A 26,336-nucleotide genomic window follows, 5' to 3' on the forward strand; every position below is an offset into this window, starting at 1 on the left:
TTAGATCGAAAAGCAAAAATCCTCACCAATAGACATCAAAATGAATTAATTTTAACAATTCCCCTAAATCTTACAAATATGACTGAAATAACTTCTACTCTCAACGACTTCTTAGTTACTACAAAATCTTCTGCTGCATTAATAATAAACGGAAAGGGAAAATTAATCACATCATTACATATAGATTACGCTGATAGTGTTGCCGCAATGAGCGCTGCAATCTTATCAATGAGCGAAAAATTCTTAATTGATTTAGACAAAGGCGCGCTAAAACAACTTTTCTTAAAAACTTCTGAAGGTGTTGTTATTGGAAACAAAATAAGCGGCACAAATTTTATACTTGCATTTTCGAAAGATGGAAGTAATCTTGGTTTACTAATGCGTTCAACTGATGAAGTAGCCACAGAATTAAGTAAAAATTCCCTATTAAAATAAATAAATCTATTAACCCAAAAACAACCCTAAACTATGAGTAATGACTTTTTAAACGTTTTTTTAACTGAAATGAAAACTAACGTAAACGGCTTTATTGCAGTAGCTGTAACAGAAATTGAATCAGGATTAAGCTTTGGAAACCTAACAATTGATCCGGCATTTGATCCTGAACTTGCAGCGGCTTATAACCTTGAAGTTGTAAAAGCAAAATTAAGCGCAGTAAAAGCTTTAAATTTAAACCAGGACATCGAAGATATTTTGATTACACTTTCGAATCAAATTCACATTATCGATATTTCTCCAAACAAAAAGTTCATGATCTATCTTGCTGCAGATTCAAGCAAAGCAAATTTAGGAATGACCAGAGCTATTTTAAGAAAACACAAATTAGAGTTAGAGAAAAACTTAGCTTAGTTTTTAGTTTTATTTTTTAATTAGAACTATCCTCAATCAAGATAGTTCTAATTAAAAAAAACTTTTCGTTGCCCCAAATCGAACACTTTTTCCTTCTTACAAAAAATTGACTTATAATTTTAGCTCTTCTTTTCTAATTATAATCAAATTCTTTCAAAAGATTTAGAACCACTCTAAACAGATTACCACAAAACATTAAACAAAAAAAACGCCCCTAAAAGGAGCGCTTATTTCATTTGATATTTATTATCGTTGCAAGTTCTTCGCTTCGATACTCATTGTTGCATGAGGAACGATTTTAAGCCTTTCTTTGCCAATTAATTTACCTGTTACTTTACAAATACCGTAAGTTTTATTTTCTACACGGAATAATGCGTTTTTTAGGTCGCGTATAAACTTTTCCTGTCTGATAGCTAACTGTGAGTTTGCTTCTTTAGACATTGTTTCGCTTCCTTCTTCAAATGCTTTAAAAGTTGGAGAAGTATCATCTGTTCCGTTATTCAAATCATTCATGTAAGCACTTTTTATTAAATCCAGATCGGCTTGTGCTTTTTGTATTTTATTTTGGATTATTTCTTTGAACTCCGCTAAATCAGCGTCAGAGTATCTTGTAATTTCATCTATCATTTTATATTTATTTTGAAATTAATATCATTGTTTTTATATCATCAAATTCAATTTCTGTGCCGTTTTCTAAACTATCCACAAAAACCAATTCATCTGTTAATGTCTCAGACTTAATATAGTCTATATTTTTTAGAATTGCTTCTTCTAAAATACCGTTTCGTTTTATTTGAACTTTAATTTTATCGGTAACTTCAAATCCGGAATCTTTACGGATATTTTGAATTCTGTTTACTAACTCTCTTGCGATACCTTCGTTTTTTAATTCTTCAGAGATTGTAATATCAAGCGCAACTGTTATTCCGTTTGAATTAGCAACCAACCAACCTTCGATATCCTGAGATGTTATTTCGACATCTTCTAATGATAAAGTTACATTATTTCCAGCAATAACAATATCTAATGTCCCTTTCTTGTCTAACTGATTGATCTGATCTGCAGAAAAAGATTGTATCTCTTTGGAAATCAATCCCATATATTTACCAAAACGTGGTCCTAACGCTTTAAAATTAGGCTTAATTTGTTTTACCAGGATATCTGAATCGTCATCTAAAAGCAGGATTTCTTTAACGTTTACCTCCGCTTTTACAAGCTCTGAAATAGCCAGGATTTCAGCTCTTTGATTTTCGTCAAGTACCGGAATCATTACCTTTTGCAAAGGTTGACGCACTTTTATCATTTCCTTTTTACGAAGCGATAAAACCAAAGATGAGATGGTTTGCGCCTTCTGCATTTTGCTTTCTAACGTTTTATTAACAAAGTTTTCGACAAATTCCGGGAATTTAGCCAAGTGAACACTGCTATATTGCTCAGATCCTGTTGAACTTGTTAAATCTCGGTACAATTTATCCATGAAAAAAGGAGCGATTGGAGCGCTTAATTTACTGATCGTTAACAGACAAGTATAAAGCGTTTGGTAAGCTGCAATTTTATCATGAGCATATTCACCTTTCCAGAAACGACGACGACATAAACGAACGTACCAATTACTTAAGTTTTCCTGAACGAAATCAGAAATAGCTCTCGCCGCTTTTGTTGGTTCGTAATCTTCGTAGCATTCGTCAACAAATTTTATTAAAGAATGTAATTCAGACATAATCCATTGATCGATTTCCGGTCTTTCGTTTAACGGAATTTCAGCTTCTTCATGTTTAAATCCATCGATATTCGCATATAACGAGAAGAATGAATAGGTGTTATATAAAGTTCCGAAGAATTTACGACGAACCTCAGCAATTCCTTCAAGATCAAATTTTAAGTTATCCCAAGGATTTGCATTCATAATCATGTACCAACGTGTGGCATCAGGACCATATTCTTCGATAGTTTTAAAAGGATCTATAGTGTTCCCTTTACTTTTAGACATTTTGATTCCTTCTTTATCTAAAACCAAACCATTCGAAACTACGTTTTTATAGGCTATTTTATCAAAAACCAAAGTTCCAATAGCGTGCAGGGTATAAAACCATCCACGAGTCTGATCGACACCTTCGGCGATAAAGTTCGCAGGAAAATCTTTATTCTCGTCTATTTTATCTTTATTCTCAAAAGGATAATGCCATTGCGCATAAGGCATCGCTCCTGAATCGAACCAAACATCAATTAAATCGCTTTCGCGTTTCATTGGCTGTCCTGAAGCCGAAACTAACGTAATCTGATCCACCACATTTTTGTGTAAATCGATTAAATCATAATTTGATTCAGCCATATTCCCGATTTCAAAACCTTTGAACGGATTTTCTTTTTGAAAACCTGCTTCGATAGATTTTTCGATCGCATTGTACAATTCTTCTACAGAACCAATAAGAACTTCTTCTTTTTTGTCTTCAGTTCTCCAAATTGGCAACGGAATACCCCAATATCTAGAACGAGATAAGTTCCAGTCGTTGGCATTTTTCAACCAATTTCCAAAACGTCCTTCACCAGTAGACTTAGGCTTCCAATTGATAGTTTCGTTCAGGTCGAACATTCTATCTTTTACATCGGTTACTTTAATGAACCAAGAGTCTAGCGGATAATATAATAACGGCTCATCAGTTCTCCAACTGTGTGGATAACTATGTACGTATTTTTCAACCTTAAAGGCTTTATTTTCTTCTTTTAATCGAATAGCGATCTCAACATCTACAGAACGTTCTGGAGCTTGTCCCGCATCGTAATATTCGTTTTTCACGTATTTACCAGCCAATTCACCTAAGTGTGAAGTGAATTTTCCTTGTAGATCTACTAAAGGAACTGCTGTTCCGCTTTCGTCAAGAACCAACATTGGCGGTACTTCCGGTTTTGCTTCTTTTGCTACTTTAGCATCATCAGCACCAAAAGTTGGAGCGGTATGTACAACTCCTGTTCCATCCTCTGTAGTAACGAAATCTCCGGCGATAACTCTAAATGCATTTTCAGCATTTTGATATGGTAATACGTAAGGCAATAATTGTTCGTAACGAATTTCTACTAAATCAGCACCTTTTGCTTCTACTAAGATTTTGTACGGAAGTTTTTTATCTCCTTCTTTTACATTATCAAAATCAGCATCATCTTCACTTGCAAAAAATCCTTTTCCGAATTGTTTTCCAACTAAATTCTTAGCTAGAACAACATTAATTGGCTCGAAAGTATATTGATTGAATGTTTTTACTAAAACATAATCGATTTTTGGTCCAACTGTCAAAGCTGTATTTGATGGCAATGTCCAAGGAGTTGTCGTCCATGCCAAGATGTGAATATCACCAAAACCTTGTAAAAAGCTTGGTAGCGTTTCCGGCAACGTTTTGAATTGTGCTACAATCGTAGTATCTGTAACATCTCTGTAAGCTCCAGGCTGGTTTACCTCGTGAGAAGATAATCCTGTTCCTGCTTTTGGAGAATAAGGCTGAATTGTATATCCTTTGTACAACAAACCTTTATCATAGATTTGTTTCAAAAGCCACCAAACAGACTCCATATATTTTGGTTTGTAAGTAACATACGGATCTTCCATATCTACCCAATATCCCATTTTTTCGGTCAAATCATTCCATACGTCAGTATAACGCATTACGGTTTTTTTACACGCTTCGTTATATTCTTCGATAGAAATTGTTTTACCAATATCTTCTTTTGTAATTCCAAGTTCTTTCTCAGTACCTAATTCTACAGGTAAACCGTGAGTATCCCAACCGGCTTTTCTTTTTACCTGAAAACCTTTTTGAGTTTTATATCTGCAAAAAATATCTTTAATCGCACGTGCCATCACGTGGTGAATTCCCGGTAAACCATTTGCTGAAGGCGGACCTTCAAAAAATACGAAAGGCTCTGCTCCTTCGCGAGTAGTTACACTCTTTTCAAATATATTTTCTTTCTTCCAAAAATCAAGTACTTCTGACGCTACTGTTGGCAAGTCAAGTCCTTTGTATTCAGTAAATTTTGTGCTCATTTTATCCTTTTCTTAAACGAGGTGCGAAAGTAAGGAATTTTGGATTATTGACCGCCACTTTCTTGAAATTTCACAAACTTTTGTTGAGATTATAGATACAAAAACAAAAGAATTGATTAGTTTCCGGTTCTGAACTCAAAAAATCGAGTCGAAAAAACCAGAAACCAATCAATTCTAATACTACTTCTTTAATAAAGTAAAAGACTATTTAAATCCTCCGAAATAAACTTCTTTCATAAAAATTCTATTACCAAATACAGGATTTATTTCTACTTTTTCACGGATTTCCTGATAAAGGGTTTCTCCATTAAAATCTTCGATTTCGTAATTAATCTTATGCGGAATTTTTCCGGAATTTAATGTCGCAACAGGTCGATAATCTCCAAAAAGTTTTCTTTCGAAAAAGCTTTTATTTCCGTTATCAAATTCTGTTTTCTCCGTCGAAACTATATTATAATTTTCTTTATCAATAAAAACATGATAATCTGTTTTAGGAATTGTTCTGTTACCTGAACTCAACGTTTTTTCAAAATAATTTAAATGATAACACAATCTGCCTTCATACATTTCATCTGGCAAAAGCTCAAAATTATTCCATAAATCAAGCTTTAAATCGGTTAGAAAATTGATTAAGTCGACATTTTTAGACAAATTGCTATAATCGTACGAAGTGAGTTTTGCCCATTTTGCATTTACACCACTTTCGCGATCGTCATGACTCCAAGCTTCGGCTCCGTTCACAATTTCATAATAGCTTTCCGGCATTTTCTTTCTAAGAAGATAATTGGTATTTGTTGCCCATTTTTCTTCTGTTTGAGGTATCTTATTCCCTTCTATAGAAAGTTTAGAAAACAAATGTGTTTTTTCGACTTTCTTCAAAGCCTGACTTCCTCCTAAGTTATCTATTACTTTAGCAAGCAAATTTGCATTAAGCTGATAAGGTATAGAATCAAGCATATTGTATCGTTGCATTTTTGATTTTTCTAAATGCGCTTCACGATTCGATTTCTCTACTTCCCATTCAGCATCTTGAAGTTGTATTTTTTCAAAAAAAGCCAATCTCTTTTCTTCTTTTTCTTCGGCAATTTTAAGTCCCAGCTTTTTAAGCTCAGCAAAACGATTGGTATGGCTTCTTATTTTTTTCTCAACAAAATTCCCTCTATTTACCCTATCTATAATTGATGATCCTCGAGAATCCAGTTTATCGTTTTCGATAAGCAAATTAGCATATAGCAATGCTTTTTCTTTATTTTCGAGCAGTAAATATGTTTCGGCTAAATTATTTGTAACAATAAATCGGATATATTCGTTAGCAGGCGAAAGCGGATATTTAACCAACAAACTTTCCAGATATTGCAAATGCGGCGCCAGCAACTTCTCATCTAACCCTTTTTCTAGAGTTACTTTCTCCATCTGAGCAGTAATTTCTTTTTCAAAAGCCAACATTTGATTGTATTCTGAATGTCCTTTTGAGGTTACGAATTCAAACCTTTCTTTTGATTCGCCCGTTGAATATCCAAATTTATAATTTAAAAAGTCCTGGATTCTGATAGCTGTTTTGAAAATAACATTATCAAACCCAAGTCCCACATCGCTGTAATCTGAATCTTTTACTGCTGCTCTTACTTTCTTATCCTGATCTGAAGCTGCAAGTTTCATCGCTCCTAAACTATTCCCTACAGTTATTGAATAGGATTCTGAACCTCCAAAATCCTTAGTCAGTATTATTTTATCACCATACTTAACATCTAGTTTTACATTCGTGATGTAATTAGAATGTGTACCATAAGTCCATTTATTTTCTTTCTTATTAAAAGTACTATCTACTTGCGTATCTGTATACCTGGGCAAGGCAAAAGTCAAGTAAATTTTAAGCTTCCCGTTTTCCGGATCTTTTATATATCCTTTAATCTCAAAAAAGTGCTTTTTTAAATTCGATTCTTCTTCCTGCAAAGATTTATCCATTTGATAAAAAGTGGTCTGTGTCAGCACGTTGTCGAGAATAGGAAATTCTGAATATTGAATAACCGGAATATAAAATTTCTTTTTCTTCGAACTTATTTTTTCTTGTGCCTGAATTGAACCAATTACAAGCAAAGCAATTAAGAGTAATGTTTTTTTCATAGGCAAAAAAAAAGCCACCAGAAATAAATTCTGATGGCTTTGGGTTTTTAATTTGAATAGATTTATCAGACACATAAAAAATATTTTGTGTCGCAGGATCTACTTCATAAACTGGTTTATTGTTGTTGAAAATGATTTTATCAACCTCAACTCCATCAACTTTACTCACTTTTACAAGAATTTTTTCTCCAGAATCTGCTTTTGCAAAAATATAAGAGAAGTCTCTGTTTTGTTTCATTGCATTAAAACGAGAGTTAAATTTAGCTGCTACAATACCAAGAGCTACTGACCCTGCTGCATAAGCTTTTGCCTGATCCTTATTTGTCTGATCTCCTTTTGCAACTGCGGTTCTCATGTTACCGTCAGAATCACGATATGTCATAGTGATATCAGCACCTTTTACTGAACTTACTGCAGAACCAACTCCTAAACCAATACTTCCAGCAATTGCAGCACTTTTTAGAAGACGTCTTGTTCCTTCTCCAGGCTGTGAATAAGTAAGGTGATATTTAACTGTACCATCCATGTTAACTCCCATTACTTCAAGCGGTCCTGAAAGCACAACTCCCCAAGGAAATAATTCGATACTGTTCAATTCTTTCTCTTTTTTGATATTTACTTTAGCAAATGGCTCTGGCTTGTCGCTAATGCTTGGATCAAATTTGTACAATTTCTCGTCATTATATACTAAGTAAGAGTTTGTAGCTTCGTCGTAAGTTGGTAAAACCGGACGATCTTTTTCAAACTTAATATTACGTTTCCAAAGTTTAACTCCTGTTTTGTAATCAACCATGTTTCCATAAGTTCCTGTAAGGTACATTACTTTTTCACCCACTTTTCCTAAATAGTAAATTGGATCTTCTTTATCATCAGAAATTTCAATGAATTTTTTCCAAACCTTTTCTCCGTCTTTGTTAATAAGCATCATTTCATTTTCTGCAACATATAAGAAATCCTGATCGATTGGAATTACTCTTTTCAAACCATCTCCACGAGCATCTTTTTTCCAGATTTTTTCTCCTGTATTTAGGTCAAAAAAGTTAAAACCACTATAATGAGCAATTAATAATTTTGTTCCCCAATCTTCTAAGTAAACAACACGTTTTGTTTTAATAGATTCTTTCCAGATACTTTTTCCGTTTTCTGTATTCAAAACATTCAAATATTCTTTAGCTGCAAATAAACCTTTACTGTTTACAACTACAATATTTTTATCATTTTGAGTTAAAAAGAATCTTGAATAATCTTCTTCAGCTTTCCAGTTTAATTTTCCTGAATTTCTGTCGAATGAATATAGTTTTCCGTACAATAAATAATAAATTACTGATCCGTGTACCGTAGCTTTATTTGTATTTGAAGATTCTTTTAATGAGAAACTGAATAATGATTTTGCTTTATCTACAGTAGTATTCCATTTTAATTCTCCTGTTTTCATGTCTAATAAAGCAATTGCCATATCACCGTCTTTTTTCAGCGTAAGCAAATACTCATCTGTTTCAGGAATAAAATCTGACTGCATTACCCAGAAAGATTCTTTTGAAGAATTGTAAACTACTTTACCACTATCTGTATTGATGATAATATATTTACTATTGATGTAAGCCTCTACATAAGGGCTTCCAGGAACGCTTGATAAATCACTTTTTTCTTTAAAAAGTTTTCCAAAATCAGGATCAGTCAGGATATCACCTGCCGAAGTTGATCCAAAATCATCTTTTGTTAATGTCCAAACAATTTTTTTAGTCTCAGGATCTAAACCTTTTACAGTTCCTCCTTCTTTAAAAACAACAATTCCTGTTATTTCATTTTGAACCATGTCTTTTACACTGTTCTCTGTGGTAATAATTTCGTCGTATTTTCTTTGAGCAGTTGCCGAAAAAGCAACTAAACAAACCAAAATAATCGAAAAAGTAATTTTCTTCATAATAGCTTTTTTTCGTTAAAAAAAATTAATAATTATACTGGGGTTTTTGGTAATGAATTCACTTATTAAAATAATAATTAAGATAATTTTAATAAAAATTCACTGCGCAAATATATAAAAATAGCATTCAGTTTAAGAAAAAATTTCTTTCAGAATATCAAGTGATTTTGGCTTTTTAAAACCGTCTAAATGGAAGCTGTAATAATCGATCAGAATCTTCAATAAAACCTGTCTTTCAATGACATGAAAAACTTTTTGAGTATTATCAAACTTTAGATCAATTAGTTTTTTAAAGAGGTTGGTTTCATGTTCTGTAAGAGCGCTCATACCATGAAAAGGAGTAAACACACCATCGTTCATTTCGAAGTAGGGCAAATCGATATCTGACACATCAGGATAAAAACCTAAATACTTTGTAATTTCTAAAAGTAAAATCAAGTGAAAATTAGAAATTTCGTCATGATGATCGAGCCAAGTTAAGGCGGTTTCTAAAAACAAAAAAAGCGATTCGTTTTTTTCTTCTTCCTGAATAGAATAATGCAGCATCTCAGACAAAAACATGACCATAGTGCTTTTTATGATATCTGTATGAATGCTCTGAAAAGGAACTGCGCTTTTTATTTCTTTAAAATTTTCTAAAGTCCCTTTGTTTTTATGCACCGCTTCGATCTCAAGAATCGACAAAGGCTGAAAGTAAGCAATCTTTTGACTGGCTTTTCGACTCGAAAAAGCATCGCGCACAAAATAAGACTTCAGGCCGTTTGAAAGCGTAAAGCATTTTACGATCAGACTTTTTTCCTGAAATTTTAATGATGAGATTACTATGGCTTTGGTTTTGACCAGCAAAATTAGATTGTTAGATTGTTAGACTTCTTAGATTTTAGATTTTAGAAAACTGAGACTGAGACTAAGACTAAAAAACTACCTTATTATCATTACTTTTTTAACTTTAGTTTCTCCGCCATCTTGTGCCGAGATAAAAATCATATATACTCCGGAAGCAACTTTATAGCGTCCGAAAGCGGTGGTATCCCATTCTATCGTTCCTCCTGTCGAAGTGGTTTCGTATACTAAATTACCTTCGATGTCGGTGATTTTTATATTGGCTTTATCAATTAATCCTGCCACTTTTACTGTTCCTGAATAATTAGGACGAACGGGATTAGGATATACATATGCATTATTTAAATCTTCATTTGCCTCGGTTGCGATTCCTTTAAAGGAAACCATACCTTTATCTGTCGCAAAAAAGACCTCACCGGTTGCGCTATTAATTTTAATATCATTAATTACATTACTTGGCAAAGGCGAATTATTAATGGTAAAATGATATTTAGTTTCCTGACCGTTTGGCGATACCATAAAAACTCCAGAATCTCCGGTTCCAATCCATTTATCATTAGCACCATCTACAACAATCACATTTATAAATTGCTCATATAATAATTCCTGCGCCAGATTATCATCCATAATAATAATTGGGTTTGCTTTTAACTGACTTTCGGTTTGAAAACTCCCAACATTCGACAAAACCCTTAATCCTTTTATGGTACCAATCCATAACTGGTTTTTAGTATCAACCGCAATAGACCGAACATCGCCGGTTGGCAAGTTTCCGACATCTACACCAAAATTCATTTTTTTGAATGTATTGGTACTTTCGTTAAAACCAATTACGCCTTCTCTATTCGTGGCTATCCACTTTGTATTATTTTTATCAATAACAATATTAGCATAACTGGCAAGTTCAGCATTGTCAAGAATGGTTGCTGTAGAATAACTTTGCCATTGTCCGTTGGTTTTTAAAACCTTTAATCCATTTTTAATCCTGCTATTGGTAATCCAAAGGTTTCCTGATTTATCAAAAGCGGTTCCGTTAATACGAACATCGATATAATTAGGCCCTTCGGTTGTAATACTTTCTAAACCGCTATTTTTTTCATTATATAAAAATGTAGGCACATCCTGCTCAATCTTTAATAAACCTGAGAAAAATGAACTAGCATAAACTTGTTTATCATTGTTGGGATTTACAATAATACGAGTCATTGATTTCGCACCAAGAATATCTTCATAAGGCAAATTAACCCATCCCGCACTATCATATTTACTAATGCCGTAACTGTCTAACGGGTAAGGATTATAAGATGATGTATAATCTCCGTAAACTGTCCAAAGTACATTTGGCGCTACATCGAGCGAGAAAATATTATTTCTTACCGGTCCGGGCGGCGTATTGCTCTCGAAAGTTGAAGCATTTGATAATGTCGACGAAAACAATCCTTTTTCTTTTGTTCCGATGCATAGCAAATCGCCAATAGCTGTAGCACAAGTAAAACTTAATGTATTGTCTAAAACCTGAGTATTGGCAATCTGACGGTTTAAAACCATTTGATTGGTATAAACAAAAACGGTATTGGGCGTTGTAACAAATAATTTATGATTTACAGCGCGCATATCTTTAGAAGGTTGCGGAAGCTGCAAAAATCCAATAAATGTATTCGAATTATAACGATGAATATATCCGCCGGAATTTATAGCGATAAGTGTTGTATCTAAAGTTTCTACACTTGCCCAATCTCCTGAATTCACCACACTCCACTGATTAAAATCGATCAGGTTGGCATTGGTACTACTTGCTTTTCTGATTCCGTTTGAAGTCGCTGCATAAATAAATCCGTCGAAATAAGCCGTTTGTCTTATACTGATTTCGGCACCATTGTCACCAATAAAATAAGTATCTCCAAACTGTGATGTCGTTAAGTTAAATTGTACAATTCCAAAATCACACGAAACATAAACTAAACCGTTATGCTCCATAAAATGATTTATTTTTTTAAGGTTTGCTGGTAATTGTTTATTGATAATATCGACGACTTTTAAAATGCTGCCATCTTTTTCATTGATCACAATCATCAAACCGTTTTCGTAACCAATTATAGTTTTTTTGAATCCTTCGCTATGATACAGTGCTGAAATTGTCTGACCTGATAGTCCATCAACGGTGGTAGTTGTTTTGATGGTGTTTGTAGTCGCGTTTTTAGAAAACAATGCATTTTCTGAAGCTGCAAAAACCGCTGTTGGAGCTTCTGAAATATCTTTTATTTCATTAAATGAAAAATAACTCTGCCATGACAATTTATTCTGAGCGAAACTAAATTGAAACAACAGCAAAAACAAAACATACAGAAAACTTCTCTTCATTACTTACGATATTCGGATAGACAAATATACTACAAACGAAAGTATTTGATTTTTGTTCTTTAGAAATAAAAAATGCCTCCAATCATCTTTTAAAAAGACAAATGAAGGCATCTTAACATTGTAATTAAAACTTATACTACACCCTGAGCAAGCATAGCATCGGCTACTTTTACAAATCCTGCAATGTTCGCTCCTTTTACGTAGTTCACATAGCCATCTTCTCCGGCACCGTATTTTTTACATTGGTTATGAATTCCAACCATGATATCTTTCAATCTCAAATCAACTTCTTCACTCGTCCAGTTTAAACGAATAGAGTTTTGCGTCATTTCTAATCCAGATGCAGCAACTCCACCAGCATTTGCAGCTTTACCAGGAGCAAAAAGCACTTTATTATCTAAAAATAATTTAATAGCTTCTAACGTCGAAGGCATATTTGCAGCTTCGGTAACACATAAAACACCATTATCAATTAATTTTTGAGCATCTTCTCCGTTTAACTCATTTTGAGTAGCACATGGAATAGCAATATCAACTTTTACTTCCCAAGGGCTTTTTCCTTTATGGAAAACAGCATTTGGATATTTCTTAGTATAAAGTTCAGCTCTGTTATCTCCGGTTGCTCTCATTTCAACCATATGTTCGATTTTTTCACCAGAGATTCCTTCTTCATCATAAATATATCCATCAGGTCCTGAAATAGTAACTACTTTACCACCTAATTCGTTTATTTTTAATGCAACTCCCCAAGCAACATTTCCAAATCCTGAAATTGCAACTCTCTTACCTTTTAAATCATGACCTATTGTACGAAGCATTTGGTCTGTAAAATAAACCACTCCGTAACCAGTAGCTTCTGGTCTGATTAATGAACCACCGTAAGCAAGTCCTTTTCCGGTTAAAACTCCGGTAAATTCATTTCTGATTCTTTTGTATTGACCAAATAAATATCCAATTTCTCTGGCTCCAACACCAATATCTCCTGCAGGAACGTCAAGATCCGGACCAATATGACGACATAATTCGGTCATAAATGATTGGCAGAAACGCATAATTTCTCCATCCGATTTTCCTTCAGGATCAAAATCAGATCCTCCTTTTCCACCACCCATTGGCAATGTTGTCAAACTGTTTTTAAATACTTGTTCGAAAGCAAGGAATTTTAAAACAGATAAATTTACTGTATGGTGAAATCTGATTCCACCTTTGTAAGGTCCGATTGCAGAGTTCATCTGAATTCTGAATCCTCTGTTTACAATTATTTCTCCTTTATCGTCAACCCACGGAACTCTAAATATTATAGATCTTTCCGGTTCAGCGATTCTTAGAAGTAAATTTTTTCCATCGTATTTTTTTCTTTCTGCGATAAACGGAATTACCGTTTCTGCAAATTCTCTAACCGCCTGAAGAAATTCTGGCTCGTTTGGATTTTTAGACTCAACAAGAGCCATAAATTCATTTATTTTTTGTTCCATTTTTAAATAAATTATTCAATAAATAGTTTATAAATTTCAAGTCAATAATATTAAAAAACACGTTTCAAGAAAACGTTTTCGTAATGACGCGCAAAGATAAGGCAAAACAATCATGGTTTGTTAATATTTTTCGTTTTTGAAGCAAAATTGTGTTATTTCTAAACAATCCGAAAAATAAGATTTTACACTATTGATTTTGCGCGAAATCATCACACTTAAAGTTAGTTATTTAAGCTTTTTGTTACTAAATTTTTAATACAACTATTTATATATTTTGTTTAGACAAGGTTTTTTATATATTTGCCATGATTTGAAAGCCCAAAAACATGCTCAAACCTATAATAATCACGCTATTCGCCTTATTCGGAATACCTACAATTGCAAATGCACAATCGAGCCTAGCTCAAGAAGTAGGAATAATATTCGGACCTTCCTCTTTCCAATCTGATTTTGGTCAAAGAAATAATTTTGACACAAATATTGGAAATACAGGTTTTGGAATTGGGATTGTTCACTTCATAAATTTTTCTGCCAATAACAACAGAGAAAGTTTTTTTACAGAACATTTTAAAGTAAGATCTGAACTTTCTTTTAACCAAACCAAACTGGAACATTTTGGAGAATGGGTTGATAACGAAAAAAAGAAAAATCTTGTACGCCATCTTAGAGCAATGCACGGCACTTCTACGTTAGTAAATCTTGGAGCTCAATTAGAATTTTCTCCTTTTATGAAAATTCACGATTTCGAAAATACAATTGGTAGCTTTAGCCCGTATATAAGTTTAGGTTTTCAGGTGAGTTATTACAAAACCAAAGTCGAGTCAAGATTAGGTGCATTAGGACTTCCTCTCACAACGTATCCTAAATACTTAACTCCTTCTGATGGTCGCCAATTTGGTTTTTCTAACGAAAATGGATTAGTTTTATCCGGAACAGCAGGTGTTGGTGTACATTATAAACTAACGACAATGAGCGATTTAATGTTTGAGGTTCGTTATCAGGGGTACGCCTCTGACTGGGTTGATGGTTTAAATCCTAATAAAGATCTTTATAAAGAAAATAAATCAAACGATTCGCAAGTTTGGTTCAATGCAGGATACATTTATTACTTAGAATTTTAAAGAAATCCTTAAAAATATAAAATCCCAAATTCCATAATCATTACGATTGGAATTTGGGATTTATTTTATTTTAGAATTTTATTCTGTTATGCTAAAGCTTGCTCGATATCTGCAATTAAATCTTCAGCATCTTCGATACCAACACTCAATCGAACTAAATCGTCGGTAATACCAACTTCAGCTCTTTTATCTGCCGGAATAGAAGCATGCGTCATTAAAGCCGGGTGATTGGCCAATGACTCAACTCCACCTAAAGATTCTGCCAGAGTAAAAACTTTTAGCTTTTCTAAAAACGCAATAGAATCTTCTTTTTTACCTGATTTAAAAGTAAACGAAACCATTCCGCCAAAAGCTTTCATTTGCTTTTTAGCAATTTCATGAAACGGATGGCTTTTTAAACCCGGATAATAAACTGTATCAATTTTAGGATGATTTCTTAAAAATTCAACCACTTTTTCTCCGTTTTCGCAATGTCTCTGCACTCTTAACGAAAGTGTTTTGATTCCTCTTAAAACCAAAAAACTATCCATTGGCCCCAGTGTTCCTCCGGTTGCAAATTGTTGAAAGTGTAATTGCTCTCCTAAAGCTTCATCTTTTACGATCAAAGCTCCTGCAATAACATCAGAATGTCCGCCTAAATATTTTGTAGCCGAGTGCATTACAATATCAACTCCTAAATCAAGAGGTTTTTGTAAATATGGCGTTGCAAAAGTATTATCTACAGCAAATAAAATATTGTGTGCTTTGGTAATTTTTGCTACTTCTGCAATATCAGCCAATTTCATTAACGGATTTGTTGGTGTCTCAACCCAAATCAGTTTTGTATTTTCGTTGATTAACGATTTCAATTTTTCGATATCAGTCATATCAACAAAGTGAAACTTAATTCCTGAATCTTTATAAATTCTAGAGAACATTCTATACGTTCCTCCATACAAATCATCCATTGCAATGATTTCGTCACCTGCTTTAAACGATCTTAAAACACAATCTGTCGCTGCTAAACCAGATGAAAAAGCCAATCCGCGAGTACCATTTTCTATACTTGCCAAAGCATTTTCTAAAGCCGTACGAGTTGGGTTCGACGCTCTGCTATACTCGTAATCCGCTAAAGGTTTTCCCGGACTTGTTTGTATAAATGTTGAAGTTTGATACACCGGCGGCATAACAGCTCCTGTACTTGGATCATGATGCTGACCACCATGTATTACTTTAGTATTGAATTTCATATAGTTACAAATTTTAAATGCTTAAACGTGGTACAAATTTACCGTTAAATTTATTTTAATCCTGACACAACTTCTTACCTTTGTATATAATTAACACTTTTTGATATGAAACATTACATTTTTATAGTCTTTTTGGCTTTAGCTCTCACTAGTTGCAACAAAGAACTTTCATTTGAAAATGAGACATTTGAAAAAGAATCTACTATTCCTTGCAAAAAAGATTGTCCAAAAATTACGATCGACGTTCCAATTGCCAAAAATATTCCTATTGTAGCAGACAGCATTAATAAAAAAGTTTTTTCGGTTATAAAAGAAATTGTTTATTTTGAAGAAGATCCTTCAAAAGCGAATGATTACAAATCTTTAGTTACTTCCTTTATTACTTCTTTTGAAGAAATGCACAAAAAATTTCCTACCGAAACTTTTGGCTGGGAAGGAAAAATAAAAGGCAACGTCGAGTTTGAATCTGATCAGATTATTAATATAAAAATTGACCATTATACTTTTACCGGAGGCGCACATGGTTATCAGGGAGTTCGCTCTTTATTGTTTCATCCTCAAACCGGAAAAACCATTTTTACCGATGAAATCTTTAAAAACGAAAAAGAGTTTAAGGCTTTCGCCGAAAAAGAATTCAGAGCTAAATACAAAATCCCTGAAAAACTGAATATTAACGCAACAGGTTTAATGTTCGAAAATGATAAATTTCAGCTGCCTCAAAATGTCTTTTATACCAAAGAAGGTTTGCTTTTATATTACAACTCTTATGAAGCCGCTTCGTATGCCGATGGACCAAAAGAGCTTTTGTTTCCGTATGAAAAAGTGAGTCAGTATTTGAAATATCAATAGGCGTTTTAAATATTTTTACTAAAATTGATTATTTTAAAAAATAATCTTTTTCGTACATTTTAGTATATTTGGTTTTTATTCTAAATTTACTTTTATGTTAACCTTTAACCATTCAGGATTATTAGTTCCTGATAATAAAATCAATTCAACAATTCAAGAGTTAGAAAATGAGTTTGTACTAAAAATCCCTTCTATAAAAAGAAAGGAAATTTTTGAAGCTTATGTTAAATATAATGAAGATTTCAAAAAAGTATGTAATTTAGACAAATTACATCAATGGATTAACGGATCTTATGTAACCAAAAAGAACAATCCAGGAGATATTGATTTAGTTACGTTTTTAGATCACAACATTGTTTCGCAATTAGGCTCAGATTTAGACAACTTTAAATATCCCAATTCAGAAATCATTTACGGTGTTGACGCTTATATTATTGAGGTTTATCCTGAAAATCATAATAATAATTTTAGATATATAAGTGATAAAGCGTACTGGCTGGATCGATTTACAAAAACAAGAAGAATTAGAGGAAATAGGTTATCAAAAGGCTTTTTGGAAATAAATTTTTAATTCACAATCAATGAAAGATAATAAGTTATATCATATTCTAGACCTTATAGAAGAAATCGATAAGGTTGATAAGATGCTTGCCTTACATAAAGACTCAGATTCTGATTTAATGTCAAGCCAATATAAAAATCAAAAATTAAAACTAAGTAATTATTTAGTAAAAGAACTTTTGACGAATAGCGATAACAGAACAGAAGTTATGTATATCATTAAACTTTTTATAGAGAAATTCTACAATGACGAAATGAGACATTTACAATTTGAGGAAAATGATAACTTAAAAAAGATTGAAGACGTATTTATTGAAAATTACGCTTAGTAAATCTCCAACTGAAGCTGAAAACTTTGCGTTATACGCACAGCTGTGCATCTCTACAAAAACCTTTGTCGCTTTGTTACTTTGAACCTTTGTACCTTACTTGGATCCTTCCTGAAAATCGTACTTCATTTTTCGAAGAACTCGTAACGCTTCTTTAAACGATAAATAGATATTTCCAAAAGGTTTTAAAAGCAATTTAGCATCGATAAGTTTTTGTTTTGCCTCATCAAAACCATTCAAATAACAAATCATAAAAGTCGAAGGAAGATTTTCAAGATCTTTTAATTCGCGATCTGATAAAGCGATTCCTTTTTGTAATTTTTGAAGCAACGCCATATTTGCATTATAAATATGGTATAACATTTTGCGATTAAACTCAGGCGGCTGAAACAACATTTCGCGGTCGATTTTGTAATATCCATTATCAAAAAAATGAATCGTTTGCTGCTCTAACGGATAATAGCTTGTTTTATCATTTAATCCTAGTGGAACATATTCGGTTATGGTAAAACTATCGTCATCAAAAACAATTGTAACCACATCCTGAGCCGAGTAAAAAAGCTTAATTTGCTCGTTGATCAATTCGATATCTACGCGGGATAAAAATGTTTTATCACGTGATTTATGAGGAACTCCTGCCCAGCAAATCACAAATAATTCTTTAAAAACATGATATTTAGGCGACATGTCTTTGTGCCTGAAATTCATAAAATCAATTACTCCGTCAAGCGTATATTGAATACTGTTTCGGGAACTATTTTCGATTCCAATAACGGTTTCAGTATTCTGGTAATTCTTTTCGATTTCACCTTCAACCGGAACCGAATTACTACCACGTCTAATAAAAACACTATTGGCTGGAGTGGTATGAATTCCTTTTTTGAAATAAGATACTTTACTTTTGGGTTTAATGGTCACCAATCCTACCACTTTATCTTTTGGAAGATTCGGAAACGGTACATTTTCATATTGAATTTTAGGAGGATTTTCCAGAAAGGCATTCACCAAATTCTGAATTCGGCTATCATCAAAGAAATCATCCCCAACAATTTCATTATCATGATCTTCGACGCCCACCACGATATAAGAATTATTGGTTGGATTTGAATTTGATAATGCGCAAATATGTTTCAGAAACTTTCCTTTTCCTTCGCGCGAATGCAAATTCAATTGCCTTTTTTTATCATAAAAACTGCTCTCGTCGTTATGAGCAAGTAGATTTTTTATTAAAAGGCGCTTATTAATCATTTTTTTAGACTTCTTAGATTGTTAGAATTTTAGACTTCTTCGACTATCGAACTTTTGAATCTTTAACTTCTTAGATTAATTGGATTACATAAACTTCAAATCTAAGAAGTCTAAGTTAGTCTAAAAATCTAAGTTAGTCCCTTTTGACTATCGTAGATGATGCCTGAGCGGTACTCATCACCACTAAATCGGCAATGTTTACATGATACGGTCTTGAAACCACAAAATGAATAATATCAGCGATATCTTCTGCCTGCAACGGATCGAAACCTTTGTAAACATTAGAAGCTCTTTCTACATCACCTTTAAAACGCACTTCGCTAAACTCAGTCGCGACCATTCCGGGGTGAATTGCTCCTACTCTAATACTAAACGGATTCAGATCAATTCGCATTCCTGCTGTAATGGCATCTACGGCATGTTTTGTTCCGCAATATACATTTCCGTTAGGATAAACTTCTTTTGCTGCTGTTGAACCAATATTAATAATATGACCTGAATTCTTAGCGGTCATTTTAGGAATCACAGCTTTCGAAACATATAAAAGTCCTTTTACATTGATATCGATCATAGCATCCCAATCATCTAAATCTCCGGTTTGAATGGGATCTAAACCATGTGCATTTCCAGCATTGTTGATCAACACATCAATATCCGAAAATTCAGCCGGTAAAGAATTGATGCTTTCCAGCACATCTTTTTTATCCCTAACATCAAATGACAAAGAATGTACTTCTGTAAAAGCCGAAAGTTCTTTTTCAAGCTCAGCTAAACGATCTTTACGTCTTCCGCAAAGCACCACTTTATAGTTATTTTTAGCCATGATTTGAGCGGTTGCTTTACCAATTCCGCTTGTGGCTCCAGTAATTAAAACTGTTTTTTTCATTCTTTATTTATTTTTTAAAAAATATTTGCCACAGATTAAATGGATTAAAATGATTTTATAACCTATTGGAATCTTTTTGATCTGCGGCAAAAAAATATTTTTTTCAATTATTCCTGATCCAATTGTTCAAATTCAACTTCATGTTTAGAGCAATCCAGGTTTCATCATCCATTTCCCGAACAAATTTTTTATCCGGATTAATAACAAAACCAATCTTTTCGTAGCATTTGATGGCGCTTATATTAAAATCAAAAACATTAAGCTCAACATTTCTCTGCTTGCTATTTTCAAGAATAAATTCCAGAAGCAAAGTCACTATTTGTTTCCCGATTCCTTTTCCGCGAAGCGTTTCATCCATAATCAGAATTCTTCCCAGATTAGCAAAACTGTCTTTAAAACAAATTTCACAATGTCCGATAGTCGAATCATTAGAAACATTTACCACTCTAAAGGCAATTCTGTTTTCATCCGAAAGTGATTTTTCAATCTGTTTTTCGGTCAAAGGAAAGGTAAATTCCGGTCCTGCAAATTGCATCAATTCACGAGCATCTTTTATACTATCAATCAATTGCGGATAAAACGCTGTATCGAATTTTTCTAATCGTATCATTCTATACTGAAAGGTTTAAGCAACTTCTTCGCCTCTGCTTTCTGTCCAGATTGCAAACCAGTCTTCTTTGTCCATTTCTAATTCAACAGCTTTCATCAACGCTTGAATTCTGGCAATATTTACAGTTCCCGCAATTGGAATAACTGCTGAAGGATGTTTTAAAATCCAGGCCAATAAAAGTGTATCCGAACCAAAACCATATTTCTGCACTAAATCTGCCAATAATTTTTTCAAACGACGTGTTTTTTTAGTGTCTTCTCTAAAAACAGTTCCAAGAGGATTCCATGACAATGGGCGAATTCCGTGTGTTTGCATATAATCAAAACTTCCGTCAACCATTGGTTCAAAATTCGTTGCAGAAAATTGTACCTGATTATAGCTTATTTCTGTTTTCTGACGGATTAATTCAGTTTGAGAACTTGTAAAATTCGAAAGTCCAAAATCAATAATTTTTCCTTCTGCTTTTAATTTCTCTACCGCTTCTGCAATTTCGTCTGCCTGCATTAACGGGCTTGGTCTGTGCAATAAAAAAACATCAACATAATCTGTTTTTAGTTTTTTTAATGATTCTTCAACTGACCAAACAATATAATCCTTGGAGTAATCATAATGTTTGATTTTGTTTGGGCGGCTTTCGGCGATCATCTGAATTCCGCATTTGGTAATTAATTGTAATTTCTCTCTCGAGATTTTGCTGTTGTGAAATGCTTTTCCAAAATCAGCTTCTGTGGTATAAGATCCGTAAATGTCTGCGTGATCAAAAGTTGTAATTTTGTTTTCGATACATAGTTGTATCAGGTTTTCCATTTCTTTAGTTGTAAGGTTTTTATCCCAAACTCCCCAATTCATAGTGCCCGAAATTATAGGCGATAATGCTGTTTTACTCATGGTTTCATTGCGTTATTTTTGGTAATAAATATGCTTTTCTGAAGCATAATCATCAAAGTTCTTAAAAATATAAAAATAGATTCACAATTAGTCCTTAAAATTAGGTCATTGGTCGAAGTTTTAACCATTCTTTAACATCTTACTTCTCAAAAAATATTCAATTTGCACTCTCAAAAGCTACGCATAGAAATCACCGTTTTAAAAAGGTTTTAAAAATATTTATATGGAAGAAAATACAACGACTTTAGACATTAGAGCGATAAATGAAAAAATTGAAAGAGAAAGTGCTTTTATAGACCTTCTTACAATGGAAATGAACAAAGTTATTGTGGGCCAGAAACATATGGTCGAGCGTTTACTAATTGGACTTCTGGGACAAGGGCATATTTTGCTTGAAGGTGTTCCGGGATTGGCAAAAACTTTAGCCATCAATACTTTGTCGCAAGCAGTACAAGGTTCGTTCAGTCGTATTCAGTTTACACCTGACTTATTACCTGCCGATGTCGTTGGAACGATGATTTATAACATCAAAGCAAACGAATTTTCTATTAAAAAAGGGCCAATCTTCGCTAATTTCGTCCTTGCCGATGAGATTAACCGTGCTCCAGCTAAGGTTCAGTCAGCACTTTTGGAGGCGATGCAGGAAAAACAAGTAACAATTGGCGACACGACTTTCAAACTAGATCGTCCGTTTTTAGTATTAGCAACACAAAACCCGGTTGAGCAAGAAGGAACATACCAACTTCCGGAAGCACAAGTCGATCGTTTTATGCTAAAAACTGTAATTGACTACCCAAAAATTGATGAAGAGCGTTTTGTAATTCGTCAAAACTTAAAAGGAACTTACGAAAAAGTAAATGCCGTAGTTTCTGTCGAGCAAATTTTACGTGCGCAAGAAGCGGTTCGTGAAGTTTACATGGACGAAAAAATCGAAAAATATATCTTAGATATCATATTTGCTACTCGTTATCCAGAGAAGTACAAACTTGCAGACTTAAAACCTCTTATTAGTTTTGGAGCATCACCACGTGGAAGTATCAATTTAGCTAATGCAGCAAAATGTTACGCTTTTATCAAACGTCGTGGATATGTAATTCCAGAAGATGTTCGTGCAGTTGTACATGATGTTCTACGTCACAGAGTTGGAATAACGTATGAGGCTGAAGCCGAAAACATTACTTCTGTAGACATTATCAACAAAATCGTAAACGAGATTGAAGTACCTTAAAAATAGTTTTCAGTTTTCAGTCACAGTGACCAACTTATTAAGTAAACTGCGACTGAAAACTGCGACTGAAAACTAAAGAAATGGATACAAAAGAGCTTTTAAAAAAAGTACGGAAAATAGAAATCAAAACCAAAAGACTGAGCAATCATATCTTTTCGGGAGAATATCACTCTTCATTTAAAGGACGAGGGATGACTTTTAGTGAAGTACGTCAATACCAATATGGCGATGACATTCGTAACATCGATTGGAATGTAACTGCACGCTATAACGAAGCCCACGTAAAAGTTTTTGAAGAAGAACGCGAATTAACCATGGTTTTAATGGTTGATATTTCAGGTTCAGAGGGTTTTGGTTCAAAAAGTCAATTCAAGAAAGACATCGTGACTGAAATTGCAGCAACGATGGCTTTTTCGGCTACACAAAATAATGACAAAATTGGTTTAATATTATTTTCTGATAATGTAGAATTGTATATTCCGCCAAAAAAAGGTCGTTCGCATGTATTACGAATCATTCGTGAGTTGATCGAATTTGAACCCAAAAGTCAAAAAACAGATGTTGGAGCTGCTCTAAAATTTTTGTCAGGAACCCAGAAAAAGAAAACAATTGTTTTCGTAATTTCTGATTTTATGTCTGAGAATTATGAGCAAACTTTAAAGATTGCTTCTAAAAAACACGATATTACAGGCGTTAGAGTTTACGATATTCGTGAAGAAAAAATTCCAAATTTAGGAATGGTTCCTATGCTTGATGCCGAAACAGGGAAAATTCAATTGGTAGATACAGGCTCAAAAACAGTGCGAATGAATTACGAAAAACACTATCAGGAAAGGGTTAACTATTTCAAAGATATTTTTAGTAAATCAGGCGCAGGAGTTGTAAACACAAGAGTTGATGAAAATTACGTAACTAAATTATTAGGATATTTCAAATCACGCTAATATTTTTGGACTTCTTAGATTGTTAGAATATTAGATTTTAAAATATAAATATCCAAATAAAAAAATCTGTTTAAATCTGTGCCATCCGCGTGCCATAATTAAAACATTCATTTTAGAATAAGATCTGAAATCAAAAATCAAATGAAATTAAAGTTTTACATATTTTTATTTTTACTTTCCTCATCTATTTTTGCCCAGCAAAAACAAGTAGAGACAAGCATTGATACTACAAAAAACAAAATTGGAGCCGAATTTAAGTTAACACTTAAAACGGTTGTCAGTTCAAAATCTAAGGTTGTTTTTCCTAAACTAAAAAATATTGGTCCACTTGAAGTAATTCAATCCTACCCAATTGATACCGTAAAGAAAAATGACACTTACGAATTGATCAAAAAATATGGTTTAACGCAATTTGATTCCGGAAAATACACAATCCCGAGTATTAAAATTTTAATTGACAAAAAACCATTCTTAACCGATTCTATCCGTGTTGAAGTAGCCAATGTAAAAGTGGACACTTTACAGCAAAAAATGTACGACATCAAAGACATCACTCCTGTTGATAACGGAATTGGTGATTGGTGGAAATATGTTTTAGGTCTAATCATTATTTTAGGAATTGGAGCTTTTGTTTATCGGTTTGTTAAAAAACGCCAACAGAAAAAGATTGAAGAAGAAGTTTATAAAACTCCTATAGAAAAAGCAACAAGCTTACTGAACAATCTGGAGCAAAAAGAATTGGTTCAAAAAGGTGAAATCAAAGAATACTACAGTGAACTTACTGATATTGCCCGTAATTATATTGAAGAAGCCATTCATATTCCGGCAATGGAAAGTACCACTTCTGAATTGATTCAGGCGATAAGAACTGCTTCTACCAAAAAGAAAATGACATTAACTCCGGAAACTGTCGAAAATCTGGAGCGCGTTTTACGTCAGGCCGATTTAGTAAAATTCGCTAAATCTAAACCGCTTGATTTTGAAATTACCGATGATAGAAATAAAATTCAGAAAGTAATATTAACGCTTGATAATGCAATCCCGACTGAAGTTCCGGCTGAAGAAGAAGATCAATTACTGAACGAAGCGCAAAAACAAAAGCAAATCAAACTTCAGTTATTAAAAAAACGCAACAAACGTATTGCCATCGCTGCAGGAACCGTTTTATTTTTATTAATTGCGACCACAGCATTCTTTATTGTTACTAAAGGTTTTACTTATGTAAAAGATAATCTGATCGGACATCCGTCTAAAGAATTACTAGAAAGCGAATGGGTAAAAAGTGAGTACGGAAGTCCTGGTGTAGTAATAGAAACTCCAAAGGTTTTAAAACGTGTAGATACTCAAAAAGTATTGCCTAAAGAAACTATGGCGTTAATTAAGGAGATGCAACTTTTTACTTACGGAAGCATGGTGGGTAATTTTTACGTAACTGTTTCAACCAGTAAGTTCAAAAACCCTACAGATATAGATCTAGCAAAAGCATTAGAAGGAACTCTAAAAGTTATCGAAGCCCAGGGCGGACAAAATATTATTGTAAAACAAGAAGATTTCCAGACGAGTGCAGGCATTCAGGGGCTAAAAGGATATGGTACAATGACTGTATTTAATCCGGCCGACAAAACCAGTACAAAGGCTTACTATGAACTTTTACTGTTTAAACAAGATCAGGGATTACAACAAATTATGATTTTACACGAAGAAGGTGACACATACGCCAATGATATTACAACTAGAATTTTAAATTCTGTTGAACTTAGAAAAGCGAGCAACTAATGGGAAAGATAACTTTTTTAAATCCAGAATTTTTTTGGTTGTTTCTATTAATTCCAATTGCAATCGCTTGGTTTTACTGGAAACGCAACCAGCAATCGGCAACTTTAAAAATGAGTTCTACTCAGGGTTTTAAAAACAGCGAATCGTTGTTAACGAAATTAAAACCTGCTTTATATGTTTTTAGAATTTTAGGATTAAGCTCTTTAATTATAGCCCTGGCAAGACCAAGAACCGTAGACATTAGCAGTCAGACTAAAACAACAAAAGGAATTGATATTGTTCTTGCAATAGACGTTTCGGGAAGTATGCTGGCAAAAGATTTAAAGCCAAACCGTATGGAAGCTTTAAAAAGAGTTGCCGCAGATTTTGTTGGAGAAAGACCTAATGACAGAGTTGGATTGGTTTTATACGCCTCTGAAGCTTATACAAAAACACCGGTTACAAGCGATAAAGCAATTATTCTTGAAGCCATAAAAAGCATTAAGTACGATACGGTTTTACAAGACGGAACCGGAATTGGAATGGGATTAGCAACTGCCGTAAACCGTTTAAAAGATAGTAAAGCCAAAAGCCGTGTAATTATTTTAATGACAGATGGTGTTAACAATGCCGGTTTTATCGAACCTGAAACAGCATCAGACATTGCAAAACAATACGGAATAAAAGTATACACTATTGGTATTGGTACCAACGGAATGGCGGAATCTCCTTATGCTTATGCACCAAACGGAGGCTTTTTATATAAAATGCAAAAAGTTGAAATCGACGAACAGTTAATGAAAAACCTTGCCCGTAAAACCGATGGAACTTATTTTAGAGCAACAAGCAATGATCGATTAGCCGAAATATACAACGCGATTAATAAATTAGAAACTACTGAAATCCAGGAATTAAAATTCTATGATTATGACGAAAAATACAGAGGTTTTGTTTTACTGGCAGCCTTTTTATTATTGTTAGAAGTAGGTTTAAGAAATACGGTTTACAGAAGCTTTATATAATATTTTAGTCTCAGTCACAGTTATCAGTCACCCACTGAAAACTGCCACTGAAAA

The 26,336-nt window shown here is 33.5% G+C and carries 22 protein-coding genes; 10 read left to right on the top strand and 12 right to left on the bottom strand.

Going from position 1 to position 26,336, the window contains the following annotated elements; genetic code table 11:
• Positions 1 to 78 precede the first annotated feature (78 nt).
• Both FLACOL7796_RS09070 and FLACOL7796_RS09075 read left to right on the top strand, forming a co-directional pair.
• Positions 79 to 435 carry a roadblock/LC7 domain-containing protein gene (locus FLACOL7796_RS09070; protein WP_173970482.1) on the top strand — a complete coding sequence of 119 codons (357 nt, stop codon included), beginning with the start codon at positions 79 to 81 and terminating at the stop codon, positions 433 to 435.
• A gap of 33 nt (positions 436 to 468) precedes the next feature.
• Positions 469 to 849, top strand: a complete 381-nt coding sequence (locus FLACOL7796_RS09075; RefSeq protein WP_173970483.1) for a hypothetical protein — start codon at positions 469 to 471, stop codon at positions 847 to 849.
• Between the two features lie 246 nt (positions 850 to 1,095).
• Here FLACOL7796_RS09075 and FLACOL7796_RS09080 read toward each other — a convergent pair whose 3' ends face one another.
• From FLACOL7796_RS09080 to gdhA, 7 genes are all read right to left on the bottom strand, one after another.
• The gene (locus FLACOL7796_RS09080; RefSeq protein WP_007807070.1) at positions 1,096 to 1,476 is read right to left on the bottom strand and encodes a TraR/DksA family transcriptional regulator; all 381 of its coding nucleotides are present in this window, start codon (positions 1,474 to 1,476) and stop codon (positions 1,096 to 1,098) included.
• 7 nt (positions 1,477 to 1,483) lie between these two features.
• Positions 1,484 to 4,885 carry an isoleucine--tRNA ligase gene (gene ileS, locus FLACOL7796_RS09085; protein ID WP_173970484.1) on the bottom strand — a complete coding sequence of 1,134 codons (3,402 nt, stop codon included), beginning with the start codon at positions 4,883 to 4,885 and terminating at the stop codon, positions 1,484 to 1,486.
• Between the two features lie 204 nt (positions 4,886 to 5,089).
• Positions 5,090 to 6,850 carry an Atg14 domain-containing protein gene (locus FLACOL7796_RS09090; protein WP_232067338.1) on the bottom strand — a complete coding sequence of 587 codons (1,761 nt, stop codon included), beginning with the start codon at positions 6,848 to 6,850 and terminating at the stop codon, positions 5,090 to 5,092.
• A complete protein-coding gene (locus FLACOL7796_RS09095) occupies positions 6,843 to 8,933 on the bottom strand; it encodes an outer membrane protein assembly factor BamB family protein (RefSeq protein ID WP_232067339.1) in 2,091 nt (696 codons plus the stop codon). Before FLACOL7796_RS09095 ends, FLACOL7796_RS09090 begins: the two co-directional genes overlap by 8 nt.
• Positions 8,934 to 9,065: 132 nt before the next feature.
• Entirely contained in the window at positions 9,066 to 9,779 is a 714-nt protein-coding gene (gene recO / locus FLACOL7796_RS09100) for a DNA repair protein RecO (protein ID WP_173970486.1), read from the bottom strand.
• A gap of 75 nt (positions 9,780 to 9,854) precedes the next feature.
• Complete coding sequence (gene porZ / locus FLACOL7796_RS09105) at positions 9,855 to 12,137, bottom strand: type IX secretion system anionic LPS delivery protein PorZ (protein ID WP_173970487.1); 2,283 nt, start codon at positions 12,135 to 12,137, stop codon at positions 9,855 to 9,857.
• Between the two features lie 131 nt (positions 12,138 to 12,268).
• The gene (gdhA, locus tag FLACOL7796_RS09110) at positions 12,269 to 13,612 is read right to left on the bottom strand and encodes an NADP-specific glutamate dehydrogenase (RefSeq protein WP_173970488.1); all 1,344 of its coding nucleotides are present in this window, start codon (positions 13,610 to 13,612) and stop codon (positions 12,269 to 12,271) included.
• Positions 13,613 to 13,938: 326 nt separating this feature from the next.
• Between gdhA and FLACOL7796_RS09115 the strand changes: the two genes are divergently transcribed.
• Positions 13,939 to 14,733: a THC0290_0291 family protein gene (locus FLACOL7796_RS09115; RefSeq protein ID WP_173970489.1), complete on the top strand. Its 795-nt coding sequence runs from the start codon at positions 13,939 to 13,941 to the stop codon at positions 14,731 to 14,733.
• Between the two features lie 86 nt (positions 14,734 to 14,819).
• On the opposite strand, the gene FLACOL7796_RS09120 is transcribed toward FLACOL7796_RS09115, so the two are convergent.
• Positions 14,820 to 15,962 (bottom strand): cystathionine gamma-synthase, encoded by a 1,143-nt coding sequence (locus FLACOL7796_RS09120; RefSeq protein WP_173970490.1) that lies wholly within the window; start codon positions 15,960 to 15,962, stop codon positions 14,820 to 14,822.
• 105 nt (positions 15,963 to 16,067) lie between these two features.
• On the opposite strand from FLACOL7796_RS09120, the gene FLACOL7796_RS09125 reads away from it, so the two are divergent.
• The 3 genes from FLACOL7796_RS09125 (at position 16,068) to FLACOL7796_RS09135 (ending at position 17,701) form a co-directional block, all read left to right on the top strand.
• Complete coding sequence (locus FLACOL7796_RS09125) at positions 16,068 to 16,811, top strand: DUF3298 and DUF4163 domain-containing protein (RefSeq protein WP_173970491.1); 744 nt, start codon at positions 16,068 to 16,070, stop codon at positions 16,809 to 16,811.
• 94 nt (positions 16,812 to 16,905) lie between these two features.
• Positions 16,906 to 17,382, top strand: coding sequence for a DUF6932 family protein (locus FLACOL7796_RS09130; protein ID WP_173970492.1), 477 nt, complete (start codon positions 16,906 to 16,908; stop codon positions 17,380 to 17,382).
• A 10-nt stretch (positions 17,383 to 17,392) separates the two neighbouring features.
• A complete protein-coding gene (locus FLACOL7796_RS09135) occupies positions 17,393 to 17,701 on the top strand; it encodes a hypothetical protein (protein ID WP_173970493.1) in 309 nt (102 codons plus the stop codon).
• A gap of 96 nt (positions 17,702 to 17,797) precedes the next feature.
• Here the strand turns inward: FLACOL7796_RS09135 and FLACOL7796_RS09140 are convergent, their stop codons facing one another.
• The 4 genes from FLACOL7796_RS09140 to FLACOL7796_RS09155 all read right to left on the bottom strand — a co-directional run bounded on the left by FLACOL7796_RS09140 (position 17,798) and on the right by FLACOL7796_RS09155 (position 21,333).
• Positions 17,798 to 18,949, bottom strand: coding sequence for an ATP-binding protein (locus FLACOL7796_RS09140; RefSeq protein WP_173970494.1), 1,152 nt, complete (start codon positions 18,947 to 18,949; stop codon positions 17,798 to 17,800).
• 133 nt (positions 18,950 to 19,082) lie between these two features.
• The gene (locus tag FLACOL7796_RS09145) at positions 19,083 to 19,835 is read right to left on the bottom strand and encodes an SDR family NAD(P)-dependent oxidoreductase (protein WP_173970495.1); all 753 of its coding nucleotides are present in this window, start codon (positions 19,833 to 19,835) and stop codon (positions 19,083 to 19,085) included.
• Positions 19,836 to 19,938: 103 nt separating this feature from the next.
• A complete protein-coding gene (locus FLACOL7796_RS09150; protein WP_173970496.1) occupies positions 19,939 to 20,445 on the bottom strand; it encodes a GNAT family N-acetyltransferase in 507 nt (168 codons plus the stop codon).
• 15 nt (positions 20,446 to 20,460) lie between these two features.
• Positions 20,461 to 21,333, bottom strand: coding sequence for an aldo/keto reductase (locus tag FLACOL7796_RS09155; protein WP_173970497.1), 873 nt, complete (start codon positions 21,331 to 21,333; stop codon positions 20,461 to 20,463).
• Positions 21,334 to 21,556: 223 nt separating this feature from the next.
• Between FLACOL7796_RS09155 and FLACOL7796_RS09160 the strand changes: the two genes are divergently transcribed.
• The 4 genes from FLACOL7796_RS09160 to FLACOL7796_RS09175 all read left to right on the top strand — a co-directional run bounded on the left by FLACOL7796_RS09160 (position 21,557) and on the right by FLACOL7796_RS09175 (position 26,282).
• On the top strand, positions 21,557 to 22,561 hold the full coding sequence (locus FLACOL7796_RS09160; protein WP_056248441.1) for an AAA family ATPase: 1,005 nt from the start codon (positions 21,557 to 21,559) through the stop codon (positions 22,559 to 22,561).
• Between the two features lie 80 nt (positions 22,562 to 22,641).
• Positions 22,642 to 23,505 carry a DUF58 domain-containing protein gene (locus FLACOL7796_RS09165; RefSeq protein WP_173970498.1) on the top strand — a complete coding sequence of 288 codons (864 nt, stop codon included), beginning with the start codon at positions 22,642 to 22,644 and terminating at the stop codon, positions 23,503 to 23,505.
• A gap of 141 nt (positions 23,506 to 23,646) precedes the next feature.
• The gene (locus tag FLACOL7796_RS09170) at positions 23,647 to 25,281 is read left to right on the top strand and encodes a hypothetical protein (RefSeq protein ID WP_173970499.1); all 1,635 of its coding nucleotides are present in this window, start codon (positions 23,647 to 23,649) and stop codon (positions 25,279 to 25,281) included.
• On the top strand, positions 25,281 to 26,282 hold the full coding sequence (locus tag FLACOL7796_RS09175; protein ID WP_173970500.1) for a vWA domain-containing protein: 1,002 nt from the start codon (positions 25,281 to 25,283) through the stop codon (positions 26,280 to 26,282). Before FLACOL7796_RS09170 ends, FLACOL7796_RS09175 begins: the two co-directional genes overlap by 1 nt.
• Positions 26,283 to 26,336 lie beyond the last annotated feature (54 nt).

It is taken from the genome of Flavobacterium bizetiae, from assembly GCF_902804475.1.
Classification (GTDB): Bacteria; Bacteroidota; Bacteroidia; order Flavobacteriales; family Flavobacteriaceae; genus Flavobacterium; species Flavobacterium bizetiae.

Coding starts and splice junctions, on each gene's coding strand:
- FLACOL7796_RS09070 (WP_173970482.1), top strand. CDS start 79: ATGACTGAAATAACTTCTACTCTCAACGACTTCTTAGTTACTACAAAA.
- FLACOL7796_RS09075 (WP_173970483.1), top strand. CDS start 469: ATGAGTAATGACTTTTTAAACGTTTTTTTAACTGAAATGAAAACTAAC.
- FLACOL7796_RS09080 (WP_007807070.1), bottom strand. CDS start 1,476: ATGATAGATGAAATTACAAGATACTCTGACGCTGATTTAGCGGAGTTC.
- ileS (WP_173970484.1), bottom strand. CDS start 4,885: ATGAGCACAAAATTTACTGAATACAAAGGACTTGACTTGCCAACAGTA.
- FLACOL7796_RS09090 (WP_232067338.1), bottom strand. CDS start 6,850: ATGGATAAATCTTTGCAGGAAGAAGAATCGAATTTAAAAAAGCACTTT.
- FLACOL7796_RS09095 (WP_232067339.1), bottom strand. CDS start 8,933: ATGAAGAAAATTACTTTTTCGATTATTTTGGTTTGTTTAGTTGCTTTT.
- porZ (WP_173970487.1), bottom strand. CDS start 12,137: ATGAAGAGAAGTTTTCTGTATGTTTTGTTTTTGCTGTTGTTTCAATTT.
- gdhA (WP_173970488.1), bottom strand. CDS start 13,612: ATGGAACAAAAAATAAATGAATTTATGGCTCTTGTTGAGTCTAAAAAT.
- FLACOL7796_RS09115 (WP_173970489.1), top strand. CDS start 13,939: ATGCTCAAACCTATAATAATCACGCTATTCGCCTTATTCGGAATACCT.
- FLACOL7796_RS09120 (WP_173970490.1), bottom strand. CDS start 15,962: ATGAAATTCAATACTAAAGTAATACATGGTGGTCAGCATCATGATCCA.
- FLACOL7796_RS09125 (WP_173970491.1), top strand. CDS start 16,068: ATGAAACATTACATTTTTATAGTCTTTTTGGCTTTAGCTCTCACTAGT.
- FLACOL7796_RS09130 (WP_173970492.1), top strand. CDS start 16,906: ATGTTAACCTTTAACCATTCAGGATTATTAGTTCCTGATAATAAAATC.
- FLACOL7796_RS09135 (WP_173970493.1), top strand. CDS start 17,393: ATGAAAGATAATAAGTTATATCATATTCTAGACCTTATAGAAGAAATC.
- FLACOL7796_RS09140 (WP_173970494.1), bottom strand. CDS start 18,949: ATGATTAATAAGCGCCTTTTAATAAAAAATCTACTTGCTCATAACGAC.
- FLACOL7796_RS09145 (WP_173970495.1), bottom strand. CDS start 19,835: ATGAAAAAAACAGTTTTAATTACTGGAGCCACAAGCGGAATTGGTAAA.
- FLACOL7796_RS09150 (WP_173970496.1), bottom strand. CDS start 20,445: ATGATACGATTAGAAAAATTCGATACAGCGTTTTATCCGCAATTGATT.
- FLACOL7796_RS09155 (WP_173970497.1), bottom strand. CDS start 21,333: ATGAGTAAAACAGCATTATCGCCTATAATTTCGGGCACTATGAATTGG.
- FLACOL7796_RS09160 (WP_056248441.1), top strand. CDS start 21,557: ATGGAAGAAAATACAACGACTTTAGACATTAGAGCGATAAATGAAAAA.
- FLACOL7796_RS09165 (WP_173970498.1), top strand. CDS start 22,642: ATGGATACAAAAGAGCTTTTAAAAAAAGTACGGAAAATAGAAATCAAA.
- FLACOL7796_RS09170 (WP_173970499.1), top strand. CDS start 23,647: ATGAAATTAAAGTTTTACATATTTTTATTTTTACTTTCCTCATCTATT.
- FLACOL7796_RS09175 (WP_173970500.1), top strand. CDS start 25,281: ATGGGAAAGATAACTTTTTTAAATCCAGAATTTTTTTGGTTGTTTCTA.